Genomic DNA, 18,783 nt, shown 5'->3' on the forward strand with positions numbered 1-18,783 from the left:
TTTCCGGTCGGTGTGAGCACGAGGCTCAGTGGGCCTCCGGCGGTTGGAAGTTATGCATGCCGTCAGGGCGCGGATTGATGGCGAGGCGAGTGGCCATGCCGTTGCCGCCAAAGCTGGCTCGATGCCAACGGCCCTGCGGCGCGTAGACCACGTCGCCGGGCTCGGCGGTGAACAAAGGAACGCCTTCGATCAGGTAGTCGATCTTGCCTTCCAGGACGAGCCAGAATTCGGAGTAGCCGACGTGAAAGTGGCCGAGGTCGGTGGGCGGCGGCGGCGCCTTGCCCGGACCGCGGATCATGTTGGCGAAAGTCTTGTCGTCCTTGACGAAGGGGCCGCCGCGTCCGTTGGCCTCGACGACCGCTTTGTTGAAATCGAGATAAGGCTTGTTGATGTCGTCGTAAGCGCCGCGGCCGGTGTAGCTCACCTTCACATATTTCTTGCCTTCGAGCGGCGTCGGCGTTTCATCGATGGGGTAGAGCGGCACCGCCTGCGCGCCGATGACTTCGAAGCGCAGCGAAGGCTCGGAGCCCAGCGTTTCGATGCTGTAGGGCGTGCGATAGGGCACTTGCACCATGAAGCCCGGCGTCGCGTCGAAGGGTTCCTGTCCATCGATGCTCACGCGCATGCGACCCGATTGCACTCTCCAGAAAACCCGGTCGTCGGCAAAGAATTGCCGCTTGGTTTTTTCTCCGGGCGCCATGGAAATGTAGCGAGCCACGAAATCGCGGTCGCTGACGATGTCCTCCTGCCAGCTGCGCTGGCCCGAATGTTTCGCGAGCACCTCGGAAAGTTTCCAATGCGGCTTGTTAGGAGCGATCCAGGCGGTTGCCTGCACTGGCTGCGCCGACCAGGCCACGATGGGTTGTGGCCTCTGCGGTGGCGAGGTCTGTTGGGCGAGCGCGCCGCTCGCGTACATCAGCGATCCGGCCAGCGCGCACGTAAGCTGCTGGATCATCGACCGGTCGAACGTTCTCATCGGCGTCTCCGTAATGCGTGTCTATCGAGCTCAGCGTTGGTAGAGCGGCATCGTCCCGGCCGTGCGCAGAGCGATCTTGTAGATGCTCGAGGTGGCGGTGATGTAGGCGACTTTGCCTTGCTCCGCGAATGCCAAGTTCGCGGCCACTTCAGGGAGCACCAACTGTCCCAGCACTTTGCCTCGTGGCGTGACGATGCGAATGCCGCCGGGGCCGGTGGTCCAAATGTTTCCTGCGCTGTCCACCTTGATGCCGTCCGGCCCGCCGGTTCTCTTCTCGTCTGCGCCGTACTGAATCAACATGCGAGCGTTACCGACCGCGCCATCGGCTCCGATGTCGTAAGCCTTCACGAATCGCTCCGGTCCAAAATTTGCGACGTACAACGTCTTGCCATCCGGTGAGAAGGCGAGGCCGTTTGGCAGCGTCAGGTCCTTGATCGCCGCGTGCAGCTTGCCGTCGGCGTAGCGATACACCCCGTTGAACGACAGTTCCTTCGCAGGATCCTTGTCCATGCCGCGCAGGCCGAACGGTGGATCGGTGAACCACAGTGAGCCATCCGGCGCAAACACCAGATCGTTCGGGCTGTTCAACTTCTTGCCTTGGTAGCGATCCAGTACCGTGGTCGGCTGGAGCCGCGCATCGAGACGGACGATCTTACGTCCCCCTTGCTGAACCAACAGCACCGAGCCGTCCTTGTCGGTGGCCATCGCGTTGGATCCGAGATACGAATCGACAGGAAAGGGATCGAGACCGCCGGCGCGCTCGATCAGCAACTCCACTTTCCCGTTGGGGCTCACCGCGAACACTTTGTTGTCGCGCAGATCCGAAAACCAAAGACGGCCTTCGCGCCACATCGGGCCTTCAGTGAACTTGAAACCAGTCGCGACGCGTTCGATTGCTGTCCCCGGCGCGATGATTGCGTCGAGCGCTGGATCGAGGCGCTCGACGCGAGTGGCGGGGCCATCCGAGGTTGCGGCGCTCGCCGTAGCGATGCCTGCCACGCCCATCAGCATCGTCTGCCGGGCGCGACGAGCCAGGTTCATTATGTTTCTCATGCGATCCCCCTGATCTTCGCAACGGTTAAACGGCGTCGGTGAGCAGCACCAGGTAGCCTTTGTCGGTAACAGTGTTCTCGATCATGGGCCAGTACTTCGCGTGGTCTGCCGAGGCGATCCATTTCTGGCGCAGCTCTTCGCTTTCGTAAGTCAACTGGAATCGGTAGTTGACGCTCTTCGCCGGCGCGGGCCCGCCCTGAATCACCTGGCGCAGTTTGAGCATCTTCAGATCGATGTAGCCGCGATGCTTCTGTGCGACGGGCTTGAAATGGTTGCGATAGGCATCGAGCATTTCCTGCTCGCGAGCGGGATCCACGGCGAGATCGCAGTAGAGAACGATGGGCTTCGTGGCGTCGCGCGCAGCGCCCGCCGAGCGAGCGATTGGAGTGGCAGCTACGGCGCCGCCAGCGGTGAACCACGCGAGCGATTGCAACCAACGTCGTCTGTTCATGGGTGTTCCTCGATTCAATGCTTGGATGCGGATTGTTGTTGGGCGGCCCTAGCGCCGCTCGGTGAGAAGTTCTGTGAGAGATACTCCGCGATGATCTGCATCTCGTCCGGCGTCACTTCGGCGCCGCGAGCGGCCATCAGATCCATGACCTCCGCCCACTGCTCTGGCGTCTTGCGCTTGGTGGTGATCATGTAGATGTCGTGGCAGCTCACACAGCTGCGCTGAATGAGCTCGAGGCCGGGCCCCGCGGGTGGCTCCTCCGACGCTTGTTGAGCGAAGAGGGGCACGCTCGCCAGGATCGACAGTCCGACGAAGAGTGTTGCGTGTGTTGTCCAACGAGACATGTGCGACCTGCTTTGTCAGGGCAGCGAGAACGCGGTGACCGTGTCGCTCTCGACCGGACTGCCCGCAAACCCGCCGGTGTTAACCGCGGCGACAAACTGCTTGCCGCTCTTGCCGCGATAGGTGATGGGTGTGCCATAGATCGAGGCCGGCAGCTTGAAGCTCCACAACTCGGCGCCCGTGCGCGTGTCGAAGGCGCGAATGCGGTTGTCGTCCGTTGCGCCGATGAAGGTCACTCCGCTGGCGGTGAGGATCGGCCCGCCCGCGCTGATCCGGCCGGTGTTCTGGAGATGCGCGGGCAGGTTATCGCTAACACCCAAGGTCGAACGCCATGCGATCTTTCCAGTGTTGACGTCGACGGCGACCAGGCTTCCCCAGGGCGGCTGCTGACAGGGCAGACGCGTTTCGTGGTTCCAGAAATAGACGTAGCCGTCCTTCAATCCCCACGATCCGTCCGGCCGCTTCGCGAGTTGCTGATGGCTTGCGAGCTCGTTGATGTTCACGATGAAAAGCCCGAGCTTGGGATCGAATGCGCCGCCACCCCAATCGATGCCGCCGAGGCTGCCGGGGAAGCTCGCAACCGCGGAGTCGCCGCGAAGCGGCTGGAACGGGCGGCTCTCGACGATGTTTTTCTCGCGGATCAGTTGTTCGCAGAACGCACGGTGTTCCGGAGTGAGATCTGCAAGATCGGACATCTTGAACTCCAGGCGCGCAAGCGGTGGAGGCGCAACAGGCATCGGTTGCGTGGGCCACGGTTTTTCATCGGGAATGTCCGTCTCGGTCGGCACCGGCACTTCTTTGACTTCGTAAAGCGGCTCGCCCGTGAGGCGATTGAGCAGGAACAGCATCGCGGTCTTGTTCATGACGGCGATGGCGGGAATGGTCTTGCCATTCCTCTTCACGTCCACGAGCGTGGCGGAGGGCAGATCGAGATCCCAGATATCGTGATGCACCGTCTGGAAGTGCCAGAGATATTTGCCGGTGGTCGCCTCGACGGCGACGATGGAATTACTGAAGAGATTGGCGCCTTTGCGATCGCCGCCCCAGCGGTCGAAGGCCGGTGCGCCGACGGGCAGATAGACGATGCCGCGCTCGGCATCCAGTACGAGCGACGTCCACACGTTCACGCCGGAACGATGTTTCCAACTGTCGCCTTCCCAAGTGTCGTGACCGAATTCACCGGGACGCGGCACTGTGTGGAAGGTCCACACGAGCTGCCCGGTGCGCGCATCCCATGCACGCACGTCGCCTGCCGCACCCAGGGTTGGCGTTTCCTGGACACGCGATCCTGTGATGATGAGATTCTTATAAGTAAGAGGCGGCGAGCTCATGCCCAACGGCGCACGCGGATTGCCGTTCATCACCTCGGGCGTCTTCATGTCGACGATGCCGCCGTTGCCGAAGCTCGCGATGGGCTTGCCCGTGGCGGCGGACAGTCCGATGAGCTTCCCGCTGCGCGTACCGAAGAAGATCGCGGGTTCTGCATCGTCGATGCCAGGCCAATATTCGACACCGCGCGTGGAGGGCTGGTCGTGATTGGGCAGTTCGTACACCCACAGCTCGCGACCATCGTCCGGATCCAGCGCGACGACCCGTCCATAGGGCGTCGATACAAACATTCGTCCGTTCACGACCAGCGGTGTTGCCTCGGAGGGAATGAAACGGCTACGCCGGATCGGTATTTCCTCGTCGACATCGCTGGAAGGCGGCGCGGGCGTCGCGCTTTGCGGGCGCATGTGGTACGTCCAGGCAGGCTGCAGCTTCGAGACGTTGGCCGGCGTGAGTTGATCGAGAGGCGAGAAGCGGGTGCCGCCGGCATCGCGGTGATAAGTCGGCCAGTCGACCGAGACGGGCGTGCTCGTGCACGCAGTCACCAGAAGACCAAGGGTAGTGATGGCGATCGTTCGCTTCATTGTTGCTTCCGAGGGGGGCGGGGCTGCTGGAGCAGGGCTGTCTTTGCGGCCATGTCGCGCGCAACGCCGACGATCATCAGCTCCAGAGGAGCGGCGGTTTCATTGCTGAAGGATTTCGTCTGGTCGAGGTCGACGGGGATGGCGTCGCCACTGCGAATGTTCGCGCGCTCGGCACCTATGTTTACTGTGCCGGCGCCGGCGATCACGTAATGAACCTCGCTCATATCCGTCAGGCGCTCGGGCCCGACGCTGGTGCCCGGAGGAAGGAGCAGATGATCGACGTAAGACCAGGTCGTGAAGAACACGCTGGGCTCGAGCACGCGCCGATACTGCACGCGCCCTTTGCCGCCATTCATCGCCTCTACAGGCTTCAGCAACTCGCGATCGAGCCGCATCGAGATGAACTGTGGCACCTTATCGAGCGGGACGCCGACACGAGCGTCGCCGAGATCGAATGCGTCGTAGGTCTTCGAAGTGCCTACGTTGATATTCAGCCACTGCACCGGTCGATCGGTGGGGTTGTAGATCGCGTGCGAGTGCCCCTGCCGATTCGGCGCGCCGGCCGGAGCTTTGAGCAGGGAAGTGCGCCCGTCGATGGTGAACTCGGCCTCGCCATCGAGGATGACGAACATCTCCTCGCAGTAGTTATGGAAGTGCTGGCCGATGCCGCTGCGTGGCTGGATCACGCCGCGATGGAGAAAGATGAAATTGGTGGCGAGCGCGGTGTTCCCGAGTAGCACGCCGAACTGCATCGAGCCGGCGCCGCCGTGCACTCCGTTCAAAGAGCGGAAACTTGCAGGGTCCGTATGCGCAATCCGCTGTTCCAACGCAGTGCTGGGTGGCGGCCGCGACGTGTCGGCCGCAACCGTTGCGGCGGACACTAGGATGGATGCAATGAAGGCCCGGCTGATCACGGCTCTTCCCCCTAAGCCGCAGATCTGCGTCCGCGGCGTTGTTGTCCAATACCATATCCGATAGCATATACGATATGACAGCCACGGCAACAAAAGTCCGACAATCCGTTCGCCCCGGCGTGGTCCCGGTCCGCTTCTTTTTAGTGTTTTTGCTGTTTCTGCTGAGTACGGTCGCCTTTCTCGACCGCACCAACATTTCCATCGCCGGCGTCGGGCTCGCGCAGGAATACGGGTTAACCCAGATCCAGTTGGGTTGGGTGTTCAGCGCCTTTCTGATTGGATATGCGGGATTTCAGATTCCGGCCGGCTGGCTCGCCGTGCGCCTGGGGCCGAGAAACATCCTGACATTGGGGGTTCTGTGGTGGGGCGTGTTCACCGCGCTGACCGCGATTGTTTCGCCCGCGGCAAGCCATGCATTGATCGCACTGATCCTGGTGCGATTGGGATTGGGCATCGGCGAATCGGTGGTGTATCCGGCTGCCAATCAGTTCGTGGCCCGCTGGGTCCCCGTGCAGGAGCGCGGCAAAGCCAATGGTTGGATCTTCGCTGGCGTCGGCGCGGGCGCCGGTCTCACGCCTCCCATATTAAATGCCATCATCGAGTCGTACGGCTGGCGCGCGTCGTTCTGGTTCTGCGCCGTTGTCGGATGTATCGCGGGCTTGATCTGGTACATCGCTGCCCGCGATCGTCCGGACGAACATCCGCACGTGTCGGACGCAGAGCTCGAGTACATTCAAGCGGGCATTGACTCTTCCACGCCCGCGGCTCGACCGCCCATTCCGTGGCGGCGAATCTTTTCGAACCGGGACGTGTGGGCGCTCACTGTCAGCTATTTCACATTCGGCTACGTGGTGTGGATTTTCTTCAGCTGGTTCTTTATTTATCTCGCGGAGGTGCGCGGCTTGAATCTCAAGACCAGCGCGCTTTACAGCATGCTGCCGTTCATCGCCATGACGATCTGCTGTCTGCTCGGCGGAGTCATCAACGATGCCATCGTCAAGCGCTACGGGTTGCGACTGGGGCGCTGCGGGCTGCCGGTGATCGCGTTGCTGTTGACCGCGATCTTTCTGGTTTTCGGATCGATCGCCGACAGCGCCGCGGTGGCGACACTGGTGCTGGCTGGCGGAGCAGGGGCCATCTATCTTTCGCAGAGCGCATACTGGTCGGTCACCGCAGACTTCGCCGGCCCGCATGCGGGCGTCGTCTCCGGCGTGATGAACATGGGCTGTCAGGTGGGAGGCGCGATCACGGCTTCGCTGACGCCCTGGATTGCCGCCGAGCTCGGCTGGAAATCCGCGTTCTTCGTGGCCGCGGCGCTTGCGGTCGTGGGCGCCTTGGCCTGGCTGCTGGTCGATCCGACACGGACGCTCGAAGAACGGCGCCTGTCGCGATCGGCGTCATAGATGAACATCGTTGCAGAATGAGGGGATAGTGGATACATCGACTCCGAACGACAACGCGAGCCTGCCATTGGCGGGCATCCGTGTGCTGGACATCACGCAGGTCATGGCCGGGCCATTCTGCTGCATGTTGTTGGGCGACATGGGCGCGGATGTGATCAAGATCGAGCCGCCGAAGCTGGGCGATTCCACGCGCCACTCGATGGGCTTCCGCTTGAAAGGCGAGGACAGTCCCGGCTTCCTCGCGTTGAATCGGAACAAGCGGAGCATCGCGCTCGATTTGAAGAATCCCGAAGACCGCGATGTGCTCTATGCGCTGGTGAAAACCGCGGACGTCTTGGTGGAGAACGCACGCCCGGGCGTCGCCGCTCGCCTCGCCATGGATTACGAGACGCTGTCGGCCATCAATCCGCGACTGGTCTACGCGAGCATTTCGGGGTTCGGTCAGACCGGTCCCTGGGCGCAACGTCCGGGTTTCGATCTCATTGCGCAAGCGATGTCCGGAGCGTTGAGCGCCACGGGATTGCCCGGCTACGAGCCGGTCAAGAACGGCATTCCGGTCGCGGACCTCGGTGCAGGTTTGTTTGCTACATACGGCATTCTGAGCGCGCTGATGGGTCGAGAGAAATCCGGCCGTGGTCAGTTCATCGACGCCTCTCTGCTGGAAGCCGCGCTCGGATTGTCGGTGTGGGAGACCACTGAGTTGTGGGGCACGGGCAAATCTCCGCAGCCGATCGGCAGTGCGAATCGCATGTCCGCCCCTTATCAGGCCGTACGTGCCTCCGACGGCTATTTCGTCATCGGCGCTGCGAATCAGAAGCTGTGGCTTACTTTCCTCGAAGTGGTGCAGAGACCCGAACTGAATGCGGATCCGCGCTTTGCCACCAACGCATTGCGGGTCGCCAATCGGATCGAGTTGATCGAGGAACTGCAGCCGACATTAGCCAAGCGCACCGTGCACGAATGGGTCGAGGCGTTGTTGGCGGCCGGCGTTCCGGCGGGCCCGATCTACAACTACGAACAGGCGCTCGCGACCGATCACGTGGCTGCACGCGAGATGGTGATGAATATTCCACATCCGGTCGAAGGCTCGTTCCGAGCGTTGGGATTTCCGGTCAAGATGCGCGGCACGCCGCAGCGGGTGCGCCATGCGCCGCCCTTGCTCGATCAGCACGGCGAGGAGATTCGTCGCGAACTGATCGAGAAAGGTTTGCTAACCTCCTCAGGACAACGGGCCGTCGGGCATGAGTGAAGGCAAGCTGGTCTACGAAAAGCGCGACGCCGTCGCGCAGATCCGGTTCGACAACCCATCTGCGCACAACGCGCTGACGCACCAGATGTGGTGCGACCTCCGCGATATCTGCAGACAAATCGCGCAGGATGCGAGCGTGCGCGTGGTGACATTCCGGGGCGTGGGCGGCAAGGCGTTCATATCCGGCACGGATATCAGCGGCTTCGTCGGCTTCACTTCGGGTCGCGACGGCATTGCCTATGAACGACACATCGATGAGTGCATGGCCGCCGTCGATGCGTTGCCCGTGACCACCATTGCGATCATCGAGGGCTGGGCCGTGGGCGGCGGTCTCAATATTTTCAGCGCCGCCGACTTTCGCATTGCCACCCCCGATGCGCGCTTCGCCTCGCCATTGGGTCGCACCATCGGCAATTGCCTGTCGATGAGCAGTTGCGCCCGCATCGCTGGCGCGATCGGCGTCACGACGGCTAAGCGGATGCTGTTGTTGGGGGAAGTCATCTCCGCACAGGAGATGATGACCAGGGGAGTGCTGTACAGCGTGGTCGAGTCAGCGGGGCTGGACGCGGCGGTGAATGCACTGTGCGAGCGCGCGGCTGCAAACGCGCCGCTCACGACGCGCGCCAGCAAAGAAATGATCCGTCGGTTGAGCTACGCAAATCTGCCGAACGTCGATGACTTGATCGAGCAGGTCTATGGCAGTGAGGACTTCAAGCGAGGCGTGCAAAACTTCCTCGCGAAGACCAAGGCCGTGCCGCAATGGAGCGGCAGTTGAAGCGTCGGTGAGGGCGGCCACGACCATCGGACGTGGCCGCCACTTCGATTACCACTCGACGGCGATGTACTTCGCTTCCGTGAACTCGCGAATGCCGTGATGTGATCCTTCGCGCCCCAGGCCGCTCTGTTTGACGCCGCCGAAGGGCGCCGCGGCGTCGGACACGAGCCCGCGATTCAGGGCGATCATGCCGCTCTCGAGCCGCTCCGAAACGCGCAAACCGGTTTTGAGATCGCCCGTATAGATGTAGGCGACGAGCCCGTACTCGGTATCGTTCGCGAGCGCGATCGCCTCATCGACTGAATCGAAGGGAACGAGCGCGGCGACCGGCCCGAAGATCTCCTGTTTCAAAATCTCGGCGCCCGCCGGGACGTCTGCCAGGACGGTCGGCGGGTAGAAGAAGCCCGGGCGCGTCGGCGCGGAGCCGCCCAACAGTACGCGAGCGCCTCGCTTCACGGCATCCGCCACGAGCGATTCGATCTTTGCTACCGCTGCACGATTGATGAGAGCCCCGCAGCCAGTGTCGGGCGAGCAGCCTTCACCGAGCTTCACGGCCCCCATTCTGGCGACGAGCTGCTTGGTGAATTCCTCGTATACGCCACGTTGCACATAGAAACGATTCGCCGCGGTACAGGCTTCGCCGCCGTTGCGCATCTTCGCGATCATTGCGCCCGCGACTGCCTCTTCGATGTTCGCATCGTCGAGCACCAGGAAGGGCGCGTTGCCACCGAGCTCCATCGAGGAGTTGATGACGGTATCGGCGGCTTCACGCAGCAGCAGCCGGCCCACTTCGGTCGAACCGGTGAATGAGAGTTTCCGGATGCGGCCCTCGTGCAGCATGGCTTTCACCACGGCGGCCGGATCTCCGGTCGTGATCACATTCACGACGCCCGGAGGAATGCCGGCTTCCAGCATGATCTGCGCGACGGCGTAAGCGGTGAGCGGTGTTTCTTCGGCGGGCTTGAGAATGCAGGTGCAGCCTGCGGCCAGTGCGGGAGCGATCTTGCGCGTGGCCATCGCCGCCGGGAAATTCCAGGGCGTGATCAGCAGCGATATGCCGATCGGCTGATACATCACGACGATGCGGTTGGCGCCGCTCGGCGCCACGCTGACTTCGCCTTCCAGGCGGACGGCTTCCTCCGCATACCAGCGGAAGAACTCGGCCGCATACAGCACTTCGCTCTTGGCATCGGCCAGCGCCTTGCCGTTCTCCAGCGAGATCAACTGCGCCAGCCACTCGCTGTTGGCGACCATTCGCTCGAAGCAGGTGCGCAGCAGCTCGGCTCGCTTTCTGGGCGGCGTAGCGGCCCATCCGGCGGCGGCCCGGGCTGCGGCGTCGATCGACTGAATCCCATCCTTGACCGTCGCATCCGCGACGGAGGTGAGGAGCTCTCCGGTCGAAGGATTGATCACATCGATGCGTCGGCCTTCGGCGCCTGCGCGCCAGTGCTCGCCGATCAACAGATCCGTAGGAATCGCGCGTTGAGGCTGTGCAGAGGAAGCGGGCAGCAGATAATTGTTCGAGGACTTCATAGACATCGGATTGGATCAGGCGTTGCGGAGTGCGGCTCGATCGCCGGAATAAGCCGCGGCAGTGATGGCCTGCATCGCGCGCAGATCCAGCGGTCGCGGATTGTTCTTGACCAGGCGCTGAATCGAGATCGCGCTCTCGGCGGTCCATTGCTGCTGGTCAGCGGCCAGTCCCAGATCTTTCAACGTGCGGGGGATGCCGACGGAGCCGAGCAGCCGCGCCACTTCGTCGATGAGAATGCGCGACAAATCTTCGTTACTGCTGCTGCCATCGCCCAGTCGCAACATGCGTGCGATCTGCGCGAAGCTCTCGACGCACGCGGGTCGATTGAACTCCATCACGTACGGCAACAAGGAAGCGACGCCGTCTCCGTGGGCCGTATGGGTGGCGTTTCCAACGGGATACTGGATCGCGTGCGCGGCGGCGGTGCCCGCCGTTCCAAATGCGCAGCCCGCCGCAAGCGAGCCCATCATGAGATTCTCGCGCGCCTGCAGATCGTTGCCGTTGATATAGGCAGGGTAGAGGCTGTTCCAGATCGAAGCGATCGCGAGCAGCGCGAAATGATCCGAGAGCGCGTTCTTACCGATGAACACGTGCTGCAAAGTCAGATCGGCGCTCGGTGGACGCGGCAGCGCCGTGAAGGATTCGATCGCGTGCGTGAGTGCGTCGCCGCCCGAGCACGCCGTCAATCGGGGAGGGCAGCTCAACGTCAGCTCCGGGTCGCACACCGCGAATTGAGGAATGATGTGAGGACTGGCGATACCGATCTTCATGTTCTTCGCTGTATCGGCGACGACAGCCACCGGCGTGACTTCAGAGCCAGTGCCGGCGGTCGTTGGCACGGCGATCAGCGGGATGACCGGTCCAGGAACTTTGTATTCGCCGTAGTAGGAAGAGGGCTCGCCTCCATGCGTGAGCAGCACCGCAACGGCCTTGGCCATATCCATACAGCTGCCGCCGCCGATGCCGATGATGACTTCCGGCGTGAAGCTCGCCGCCGTGCGCACGCAGTCCATGATGGATTCGATGGGCAGATCGGCGCGCGTCTGATCGTAGACGAGCGCGGCGATTCCCCGACGCTCGAATTCGGCGAGGATGCCTGTGATCTCGGCGTCCGAGCCCAGTCTCGGGTCGGTGCAAATCAAGACGCGTCGGCCGAATTGCTCGGCCACTGCAGGCAGCGCACGGCGCTGGCCGGAACCGAAAAGTACGGAGCGAGGCAGCCGCATGGCGCCAAATAGGCTCATAGACGTCTCTCTGTCAGGGTCGGCGGGCTGCCGACCTACGCTGTCAATCATCCTATATCATATATGATAGAATTGCCACGCACGCTGGCAGACAATAGGTGTCATCAACGTTGATCAGCGACGCGGGACCGAAAAATCCTTATGAGCATCGACCCCAAGAGCCCTCGAGTGACAGCGGTAGCGGCGCCTTCGCCGGACAGCTCCCGTCAGATCAAGCGAGCCTCGGGCTTCGTCGAGGATGCGTATGCCCGCATCCGTGAAGACATCATGTCGCTGAAGATTCCACCGAACACACGCATCTCGGTGGACAGCCTGGCGCGCGAGTTCGGTATTTCGCAGACGCCGATCCGCGAAGCGCTCAGCATGCTCGAGGCGAACGGCCTGGTGAGCAAACAACGCTTCATCGGGTACTGCACGGCGCCGACTCTGAATCGCAAACAATTCGAGGAACTGTTCGAGATTCGGCTGCTCATCGAGCCCTACGCCGCGCGCTGCGCAGCCGAGCGGATGAGCGATAAATCGCTGGTCGATCTGTGCGGACTCGCGCTGGAAATGAATCCCGACCAGGCTGCACAGTCGCGTGCGCTCTACGATCGATTCGCCGATCAGGACGCCGAATTTCACGAACAGATTGCGCGCGGCAGCGGTAACGATCTGATCGTCGAGTCGCTCAGTCGTTTGCACATCCACCTGCATATCTTCCGGCTGCGCTTTCATCGGGAAGTGACCAACGAGGCCGTCACCGAACACACGCTGGTGACCAAGGCCCTGCAGCAGCGCGATCCGGACAAGGCCGCGGCCGCCATGCGCGCTCATCTCGAGAAGTCCTATCAGCGGCTCGTGAAGTACACGCGGGACTGATCCTTCCTCGCTTGCGTCCTACGAACCCGTCTGGCGCCGCCGCTCCAGATTTGTTACCGATATCATTTGACATTTGGCCACTTCACCGCAAAGATGGCTATATGATATAGGATATAGGCAAGCCGGTGCCGTAGAGCATGAACCCGGGTGCCAGAGGGGGGATGAGTGCAGCTATCAGTCCGTATCGTCGCCGCATGGCTCGGGTTGGCGGCGCTGTCCGTGGCGCATGCCGCCACCACAGTGCTCACGAACTTCACTCTTATAGATGGTACCGGACGAGCTCCGGCATCCGGCTCCGCATTGATCGTCGACGATGGCCGGATCTCGTGGGTTGGGCCGCGCTCCAATTTGAAACTTCCCGCCGGCGCTACGGTGATCGATCTGTCCGGCAAGTTCGTGATGCCGGGCCTCATCGATAGTCACGTGCACCTCGGGCTGGTCAACGACCTCGCTCAGGACATCAAGTTCTATTCGCGTGACTTGGTGGAACAGCAACTGCGTATCTACGCAGCGTACGGTGTGACTGCCGTGCAAGTGCTCGGCACAGACACGGATGCAATCTTTGGCATTCGCGCCGATCAGCGCAAAGCGCCGCAGCCCGACATGGCGCGCGTGTACACCTCCGGCCAGGGATTGGTGTTCAAAGGATCTTACGGCGGCGTGGCCGGCCTCAATCGTCCCGTGGCGAACGTCGCCGAGGCGCGCCAGGCGGTGGACGAGCAAGCCGCCAAGGGCGTCGACTTTATCAAGTTGTGGGTCGACGACGAGTTTGGGGATCTGCCCTCGCGCATGCCGCCGGAGATCAGCAAAGCGATCATCGACCAGGCGCACAAGCACGGCCTGCGCGCGCTCGCTCATATCTTCTATCTGGATAACGCGAAGACTTTGGCGTCGCAGGGCGTCGATGGCTTCGCGCACAGCGTGCGCGACTTACCCGTCGATCAACAGCTGCTGGATGAAATGAAGCGACGCAATGTCGCGCAAGTGGCGGCGACGCTGAGCCGCGAAGCCTCGTTCACCTATACGAAGCTGCCATTCCTCGACGATCCATTCTTTAATCGCTCGATCACGCCGGCCGCATTAGCAACGCTTGCCAGTTCCGAGCGTCAGCAGAAGCTCGCCGCGGGCAAGCACTTCGGTCAGTACCAAGGCGTGCTCGATACAGCCCTGAAAAACACTCGTCGTGAGATCGAAGCCGGCGTGCGCTATGGCGTGGGCACCGATAGCGGACCGTCGGGCCGTTTCTCCGGTTATTTCCTTCATTGGGAACTGCAGCTGATGGTGCAAGCGGGGCTGACGCCGTTGCAGGCGCTGACCGCAGCGACGGGCGCCAACGCTCGGCTGATTGGCGCCAAGGATTTGGGAACGATCGAGCCGGGCAAGACGGCCGATCTGGTGGTGCTCGATGCCGATCCGACCCGTGACATTCGCAATACGAGAACGCTCCACTCGGTTTACGTAGCAGGCAAGCCCGTGCCCACCATCTGGTCGGTGTGCACCGGGCGTGCCGCGAACGGATGCAAGGGCGGAACCGAGGGCGGCGCGCATGGCGAACGGTGATGCGGTCGTTGTGAAATCGGTGGCGCCGGCGATGGATCACGCCGGGGTGGTCGCACCTACGCGCGTTCGCCACACTGTGCTGTGGCTCACCGTCGTTGCCTACATGATCACTTACATCGATCGAGTAGTGATCTCGGCCGCGGTGCCTTCGATTCAGGAAGAATTCGGTTTCTCCATCGTCACGATGGGATGGATTCTCGGCGCGTATCAGTTGTCGTACGCGCTATTTCAGATCCCAGGCGGTTGGCTCGGCGATCGCTTCGGTCCGCGACGCGCGTTGCCAGCCATCGTTGCGTGGTGGTCCGCGTTCACCGCGGCCACGGCGCTGACCTGGTCGGCCACCTCGATGATCGTCTGTCGTTTTCTGTTCGGCATGGGAGAAGCGGGCGCGTTTCCAATCGCAACTCGCTCTCTGTCTCGCTGGATGCTGCCGTCCGAGCGCGGCTTTGCTCAAGGCATCACGCATGCCGGCTCTCGGCTGGGCGGGGCGCTTACGCCGGTCGTGGTCGTGTTCATCATTGCCCATTACGGATGGCGCGCGCCGTTCTACATCTTTGCGGTGCTTGGCATCGTGTGGGCGGCGGTCTGGTACTGGTTCTATCGCGACTCTCCGAACGAACATCGGATGGTCAACGCCGCCGAGCGGGAGTTGATCGCCAATGCATTGGGCAACACCGCGAACCGTTCGAAGATCGTTCCGTGGCGGAGCATTCTGCGCAGCCCGCAGATGTGGCTGTTGTCAGCGATGTATTTCTGTTACGGCTACGACATCGGCATCTTTCTCACCTGGTTCCCGAAGTATCTGCATGCCGAACGGCAGTTCGAGCTCCAGCAGATGGGCATCTATGCGAGCTTGCCGCTGCTCGCCGGCGTTGCCGGCGACATCTGCGGCGGCTGGTTCTCGGATCTCGCACTGAAGCGCTCGGGCAATCTCAAGTTCGCACGCCGCGTCGTTGCCATTCCCGGATTTCTGATCGCTGCTGCGACCATTCCGCTCGCCTGTCTCGCCGACGATCCGCTGGTCAGCGTGGGTTACTTCGCGCTCGCGGTGTTCGGCATCGAGTTGACCGTCGGCGTCTCCTGGGCAGTGACGCTAGACATCGGCGGAGTCTATGCGGGCTCCGTGTCGGCAGTGATGAACACCTTTGGCAATCTCGGTGCCGCGATTGCAGCGGCCATGACAGGTTATATCGTCACCGCGAGCGGCTGGACCACCGCGTTCTTCGTGCTCGCGGGTTACTCGTTGGTGGCTGCAATACTGTTCACGCGAATCGATGCGTCGAAACGCGTGTATGAGGACGCCGCCGCTTCATAGCAGCGGTGGCGGCGATTTGGGGGGATCATGAGTGAAGAAAAGACGGTGAACCGGCGCGCATGGCTGAAGCTCTTCGGCGCCGGTGCTGCCTCTGGCGTGTTGCCGCTCGGCGGCGCGGCTGCGGAAGGTTCCGCGGCGACGATGAACCATTCGGCGCATACACCCGCGAGCCCCGCCGATGAACCCGTCCCGGTCTACGAATTCTTCAACGGCGACGAAGCGGCGTTCGTCGAAGCGGCCGTCGATACTCTCATTCCCGCCGATGAGGTTGGACCTGGCGCGCTGGAGTTGGGTGTGGCCGTGTTCATCGATCGACAGCTGAACTCGGGCTACGGTCGTGGCGATCGCATGTACCTGCAGGGCCCGTTCATCGAAGGAACGCCGGAGCAGGGCTATCAGCTGCGCATGACGCCGAGCGAGCTCGTCCGCAATGGCATTCTCGATCTCAACGCGTACCTGCGCGAGAAGTACAAGCGTCCGTTCGACGCTCTGTCCGACAAAGATCGCATCGCCGTGATGACGCAGCTCGAGAAACGCGAGATCGAGTTGCCCACGGTGCCGACAGGGATCTTTTTCAATCTGTTGTACGACCTCACCATGCAGGGTTACTTCGCCGATCCGCTCTATGGCGGCAACAAGGGCAAGGCGTCCTGGAAGATGATCGGCTTTCCGGGCATCGGCGCCATGTATGCGGACAAGATCGAAGCCTGGCGCAACAAGAAATATATGAGCGAGCCCATGAGCATTCAGGACTTGCTCTGATTCCGGAGGTCGAGTGGCCACTAAACTGAAACCCGTCGATATCGCGATCGTCGGCCTGGGCTGGGCCGGCGGCATCGTCGCCAAAGAGCTTGCGTCCACCGGCTTGAAGATCGTCGCGTTCGAGCGCGGCGGACCGCGCGCCACCAATCCGGACTTCATGGCGCCGCAGGTGCACGACGAGTTGCGTTACTCGCGTCGCCACGAGCTCATCCAGAATTTGCGCAAAGAAACCATGACGTTTCGCAACGACCCTTCGCAGCGCGCGTTGCCGATGCGTCAGCTCGGCTCGTTCCTGCCGGGCGAGGGTGTCGGCGGCGCCGGCACGCATTGGTCCGGACTGCATTGGCGGTGGACGGAATGGGAGCACAAGATGTACTCCGGCACGGTGGCGAAGTACGGCAAGAGCATCATCCCGGCCGACATGAATTTGCAGGACTTTCCTGTCGATTATCACGAGCTGGAGCCTTACTACGACAAGTTCGAGAAGGTCTGCGGCACGTCCGGCAAGGCCGGCAACCTGCAGGGTAAGAAGATCGACGGCGGCAATATCTTCGAGGCGCCGCGGTCGAGTGAGTTTCCGAATCCGCCGCTCACCCAGTCTCACAACATGGTCTTGTTCGAAAAGGCCGCGCGTAACCTGGGCTACCACCCGTTTCCGGTGCCGGCCTCGAACGCCTCGCGCCCCTATGTGAACCCCGATGGAGTTGCGCTGGGTCAGTGTCACTACTGCGGCATGTGTACTGCTTACGGCTGCGAGGCGAACGCGAAGGCGAGCCCGCACTTCACGGTGATTCCGCTCGCTTACAAGAATCCAAACTTCGAAGCGCGGACCAACGCCTATGTCATGAAAGTGAATCTCGATTCGCGGCGCAAACGAGCGGTGAGCATCACCTATCTCGACGCAGGTGGCCGCGAGTTCGAGCAGCCCGCGGACTTGGTGATCCTCGCCGCGTACGTCTTCGGCAACGTGCACTTGATGTTGCATTCGAAGATCGGCAAGCCGTACGACTTCAAGCGCAACACGGGCGTCGTCGGCCGGAGCTACGCCTATCAATCCATGGGCGGTGTGGCCGCGCTGTTCCCCAAGGACACTTACTTCAACCCGTTCATGGGCTCCGGCGCGCTGGGCACCTGGATCGACGATTTCAACAGCGACAATCCGGATTTCGCCAAACTGGGCTTCATCGGCGGTGGAGGAATCAGCAGTGGCAGCAACAGCGGCGCGCCGATCGGACGTCATCCCGTTCCTTCCGGCTCGCCCCGTTGGGGCGCAGGCTGGAAGAAAGCGGTCGTCGAGACATATCACCGTCTGACTGCCGTGGGCAACCAGGGTTCGGTCATGTCCTATCGTCAGAATTATCTGGATCTCGATCCAACCTATACCGATTCGTTCGGCCGCCCTATGCTGCGGCTCACGTTCGACTGGCAGGAGAACGAGTTCAGGCAGATGGAGTACGCGCGCGGCATCTGCGCGACCATCGCAAAGGAAATGGGAGCGGAACAGGTGCTGAGTCGGCGCGACCGCGGGCGTTATTCCATCGTGCCGTATCAGACCACGCATAACACCGGCGGGACGGTGTTCGGCGACGATCCGCGGACCAGCGCAGTCAACAAGTACCTGCAGTCCTGGGATGTTTCCAATGTGTTCGTGGTGGGGGCGAGCGTCTTTCCGCAAAATGCGGGGCGCAATCCCACCGGGCCCGTCGGCGCATTGGCGTATCGGCTCGCCGATACGCTCAAGGATCAATACTTGAAGCGGCCGGAGCGCCTCGTGAACGTTTGAGAGAGGACCAAGGTGAAAACAGTTGCGATCGCCAGCCTGTGCGCGCTGGCATTTGTCTCTTCCGTCCAAGCCGATGGCGACGCCGCCGCGGGCGCCAAGGTGTTCGCGCAGTGTTCGGCCTGTCACACCGTCGGCGCCGGCGCGCAGAACAGCGTCGGCCCGGTGTTGAACGGCGTCGTCGGACGAGCCGCTGGAAGTTATCCGGGCTATCGCTACTCTTCAGCGATGCGAAAGTCCGGCCTGACCTGGGACGAGGCCACGCTGCTGCGATACCTGAAGGCCCCGGACCAGGTGTTGCCCGGCACGAAGATGGCGTTCCCAGGCATAAGCAGCGACGCTGACCTCCATAACGTGATCGCATATCTCAAGCAGCAGACGCAGGAGTGAAAATTTTTTGCGTGCGAGTGCACATTGGGACCGGTGTCATGTCATTGGTGATCTAGATTCCATTAGTGAGCCGGTGTATCGTTGGCGATGGCGGCGTCGATGTGACGTCCGCGCATCGGCCTGCCCGGCGAGGCGCCGGGAATCCTGCGATCGAGCAGGTCGTTTTGCTTATTTCGCGCTGGCTCGTTCGAGCTTCAGCGGTCTGTCGTTATTGCGTCTCGGAAACATTCGGCGACCTGTTGTGCGCGTTATGAATGTTTC

Annotated in this window: 17 protein-coding genes; 9 read left to right on the plus strand and 8 right to left on the minus strand. The window is 62.0% G+C overall.

Annotated features, from left to right (window positions below):
• Positions 1-25: 25 nt before the first annotated feature.
• From VGD45_RS33595 to VGD45_RS33620, 6 genes are read right to left on the minus strand one after another with little or no spacing between them, the layout of a single operon-like run.
• A complete protein-coding gene (locus VGD45_RS33595; RefSeq protein ID WP_331159782.1) occupies positions 26-976 on the minus strand; it encodes a cupin domain-containing protein in 951 nt (316 codons plus the stop codon).
• 30 nt (positions 977-1,006) lie between these two features.
• Positions 1,007-2,029 (minus strand): SMP-30/gluconolactonase/LRE family protein, encoded by a 1,023-nt coding sequence (locus VGD45_RS33600; protein WP_331159783.1) that lies wholly within the window; start codon positions 2,027-2,029, stop codon positions 1,007-1,009.
• 25 nt (positions 2,030-2,054) lie between these two features.
• Entirely contained in the window at positions 2,055-2,480 is a 426-nt protein-coding gene (locus tag VGD45_RS33605; RefSeq protein WP_331159784.1) for a hypothetical protein, read from the minus strand.
• A 14-nt stretch (positions 2,481-2,494) separates the two neighbouring features.
• The gene (locus tag VGD45_RS33610; protein ID WP_331159785.1) at positions 2,495-2,824 is read right to left on the minus strand and encodes a hypothetical protein; all 330 of its coding nucleotides are present in this window, start codon (positions 2,822-2,824) and stop codon (positions 2,495-2,497) included.
• A 15-nt stretch (positions 2,825-2,839) separates the two neighbouring features.
• Positions 2,840-4,735 carry a pyrroloquinoline quinone-dependent dehydrogenase gene (locus VGD45_RS33615; RefSeq protein WP_331159786.1) on the minus strand — a complete coding sequence of 632 codons (1,896 nt, stop codon included), beginning with the start codon at positions 4,733-4,735 and terminating at the stop codon, positions 2,840-2,842.
• The gene (locus VGD45_RS33620; protein ID WP_331159787.1) at positions 4,732-5,649 is read right to left on the minus strand and encodes a cupin domain-containing protein; all 918 of its coding nucleotides are present in this window, start codon (positions 5,647-5,649) and stop codon (positions 4,732-4,734) included. Before VGD45_RS33620 ends, VGD45_RS33615 begins: the two co-directional genes overlap by 4 nt.
• Positions 5,650-5,723: 74 nt before the next feature.
• Here VGD45_RS33620 and VGD45_RS33625 point away from each other — a divergent pair, with 74 nt between their 5' ends.
• The 3 genes from VGD45_RS33625 to VGD45_RS33635 all read left to right on the plus strand — a co-directional run bounded on the left by VGD45_RS33625 (position 5,724) and on the right by VGD45_RS33635 (position 9,076).
• Positions 5,724-7,052: an MFS transporter gene (locus VGD45_RS33625; RefSeq protein WP_331159788.1), complete on the plus strand. Its 1,329-nt coding sequence runs from the start codon at positions 5,724-5,726 to the stop codon at positions 7,050-7,052.
• A gap of 103 nt (positions 7,053-7,155) precedes the next feature.
• Positions 7,156-8,301 carry a CaiB/BaiF CoA transferase family protein gene (locus tag VGD45_RS33630; RefSeq protein WP_414717627.1) on the plus strand — a complete coding sequence of 382 codons (1,146 nt, stop codon included), beginning with the start codon at positions 7,156-7,158 and terminating at the stop codon, positions 8,299-8,301.
• Positions 8,294-9,076, plus strand: coding sequence for an enoyl-CoA hydratase (locus VGD45_RS33635; RefSeq protein ID WP_331159790.1), 783 nt, complete (start codon positions 8,294-8,296; stop codon positions 9,074-9,076). Before VGD45_RS33630 ends, VGD45_RS33635 begins: the two co-directional genes overlap by 8 nt.
• 48 nt (positions 9,077-9,124) lie before the next feature.
• Here the strand turns inward: VGD45_RS33635 and VGD45_RS33640 are convergent, their stop codons facing one another.
• Positions 9,125-10,609, minus strand: coding sequence for an NAD-dependent succinate-semialdehyde dehydrogenase (locus tag VGD45_RS33640; RefSeq protein WP_349263416.1), 1,485 nt, complete (start codon positions 10,607-10,609; stop codon positions 9,125-9,127).
• A gap of 15 nt (positions 10,610-10,624) precedes the next feature.
• Complete coding sequence (locus VGD45_RS33645; protein ID WP_331159792.1) at positions 10,625-11,854, minus strand: iron-containing alcohol dehydrogenase; 1,230 nt, start codon at positions 11,852-11,854, stop codon at positions 10,625-10,627.
• Positions 11,855-11,995: 141 nt separating this feature from the next.
• Between VGD45_RS33645 and VGD45_RS33650 the strand changes: the two genes are divergently transcribed.
• From VGD45_RS33650 to VGD45_RS33675, 6 genes are all read left to right on the plus strand, one after another.
• Positions 11,996-12,715, plus strand: a complete 720-nt coding sequence (locus VGD45_RS33650; protein ID WP_331159793.1) for a GntR family transcriptional regulator — start codon at positions 11,996-11,998, stop codon at positions 12,713-12,715.
• Between the two features lie 165 nt (positions 12,716-12,880).
• Positions 12,881-14,275, plus strand: coding sequence for an amidohydrolase family protein (locus VGD45_RS33655; protein ID WP_331159794.1), 1,395 nt, complete (start codon positions 12,881-12,883; stop codon positions 14,273-14,275).
• Entirely contained in the window at positions 14,262-15,590 is a 1,329-nt protein-coding gene (locus VGD45_RS33660; RefSeq protein WP_331159795.1) for an MFS transporter, read from the plus strand. Before VGD45_RS33655 ends, VGD45_RS33660 begins: the two co-directional genes overlap by 14 nt.
• Positions 15,591-15,617: 27 nt before the next feature.
• Complete coding sequence (locus tag VGD45_RS33665) at positions 15,618-16,352, plus strand: gluconate 2-dehydrogenase subunit 3 family protein (RefSeq protein ID WP_331159796.1); 735 nt, start codon at positions 15,618-15,620, stop codon at positions 16,350-16,352.
• 13 nt (positions 16,353-16,365) lie between these two features.
• Positions 16,366-18,135, plus strand: a complete 1,770-nt coding sequence (locus VGD45_RS33670) for a GMC family oxidoreductase (RefSeq protein WP_331159797.1) — start codon at positions 16,366-16,368, stop codon at positions 18,133-18,135.
• 12 nt (positions 18,136-18,147) lie between these two features.
• Positions 18,148-18,522, plus strand: coding sequence for a cytochrome c family protein (locus VGD45_RS33675; RefSeq protein ID WP_331159798.1), 375 nt, complete (start codon positions 18,148-18,150; stop codon positions 18,520-18,522).
• Positions 18,523-18,783: the final 261 nt, after the last annotated feature.

The sequence above is a fragment of the Steroidobacter sp. genome (genome assembly GCF_036402275.1).
GTDB lineage: Bacteria > Pseudomonadota > Gammaproteobacteria > Steroidobacterales > Steroidobacteraceae > Steroidobacter.

Excerpts from the sequence above, each read along its gene's own strand:
- VGD45_RS33615 (WP_331159786.1), bottom strand. The coding sequence starts at position 4,735 with ATGAAGCGAACGATCGCCATCACTACCCTTGGTCTTCTGGTGACTGCG.
- VGD45_RS33605 (WP_331159784.1), bottom strand. The coding sequence starts at position 2,480 with ATGAACAGACGACGTTGGTTGCAATCGCTCGCGTGGTTCACCGCTGGC.
- VGD45_RS33645 (WP_331159792.1), bottom strand. The coding sequence starts at position 11,854 with ATGAGCCTATTTGGCGCCATGCGGCTGCCTCGCTCCGTACTTTTCGGT.
- VGD45_RS33660 (WP_331159795.1), top strand. The coding sequence starts at position 14,262 with ATGGCGAACGGTGATGCGGTCGTTGTGAAATCGGTGGCGCCGGCGATG.
- VGD45_RS33665 (WP_331159796.1), top strand. The coding sequence starts at position 15,618 with ATGAGTGAAGAAAAGACGGTGAACCGGCGCGCATGGCTGAAGCTCTTC.
- VGD45_RS33625 (WP_331159788.1), top strand. The coding sequence starts at position 5,724 with ATGACAGCCACGGCAACAAAAGTCCGACAATCCGTTCGCCCCGGCGTG.
- VGD45_RS33610 (WP_331159785.1), bottom strand. The coding sequence starts at position 2,824 with ATGTCTCGTTGGACAACACACGCAACACTCTTCGTCGGACTGTCGATC.
- VGD45_RS33650 (WP_331159793.1), top strand. The coding sequence starts at position 11,996 with ATGAGCATCGACCCCAAGAGCCCTCGAGTGACAGCGGTAGCGGCGCCT.
- VGD45_RS33635 (WP_331159790.1), top strand. The coding sequence starts at position 8,294 with ATGAGTGAAGGCAAGCTGGTCTACGAAAAGCGCGACGCCGTCGCGCAG.
- VGD45_RS33640 (WP_349263416.1), bottom strand. The coding sequence starts at position 10,609 with ATGAAGTCCTCGAACAATTATCTGCTGCCCGCTTCCTCTGCACAGCCT.
- VGD45_RS33595 (WP_331159782.1), bottom strand. The coding sequence starts at position 976 with ATGAGAACGTTCGACCGGTCGATGATCCAGCAGCTTACGTGCGCGCTG.
- VGD45_RS33630 (WP_414717627.1), top strand. The coding sequence starts at position 7,156 with ATGGCCGGGCCATTCTGCTGCATGTTGTTGGGCGACATGGGCGCGGAT.
- VGD45_RS33600 (WP_331159783.1), bottom strand. The coding sequence starts at position 2,029 with ATGAGAAACATAATGAACCTGGCTCGTCGCGCCCGGCAGACGATGCTG.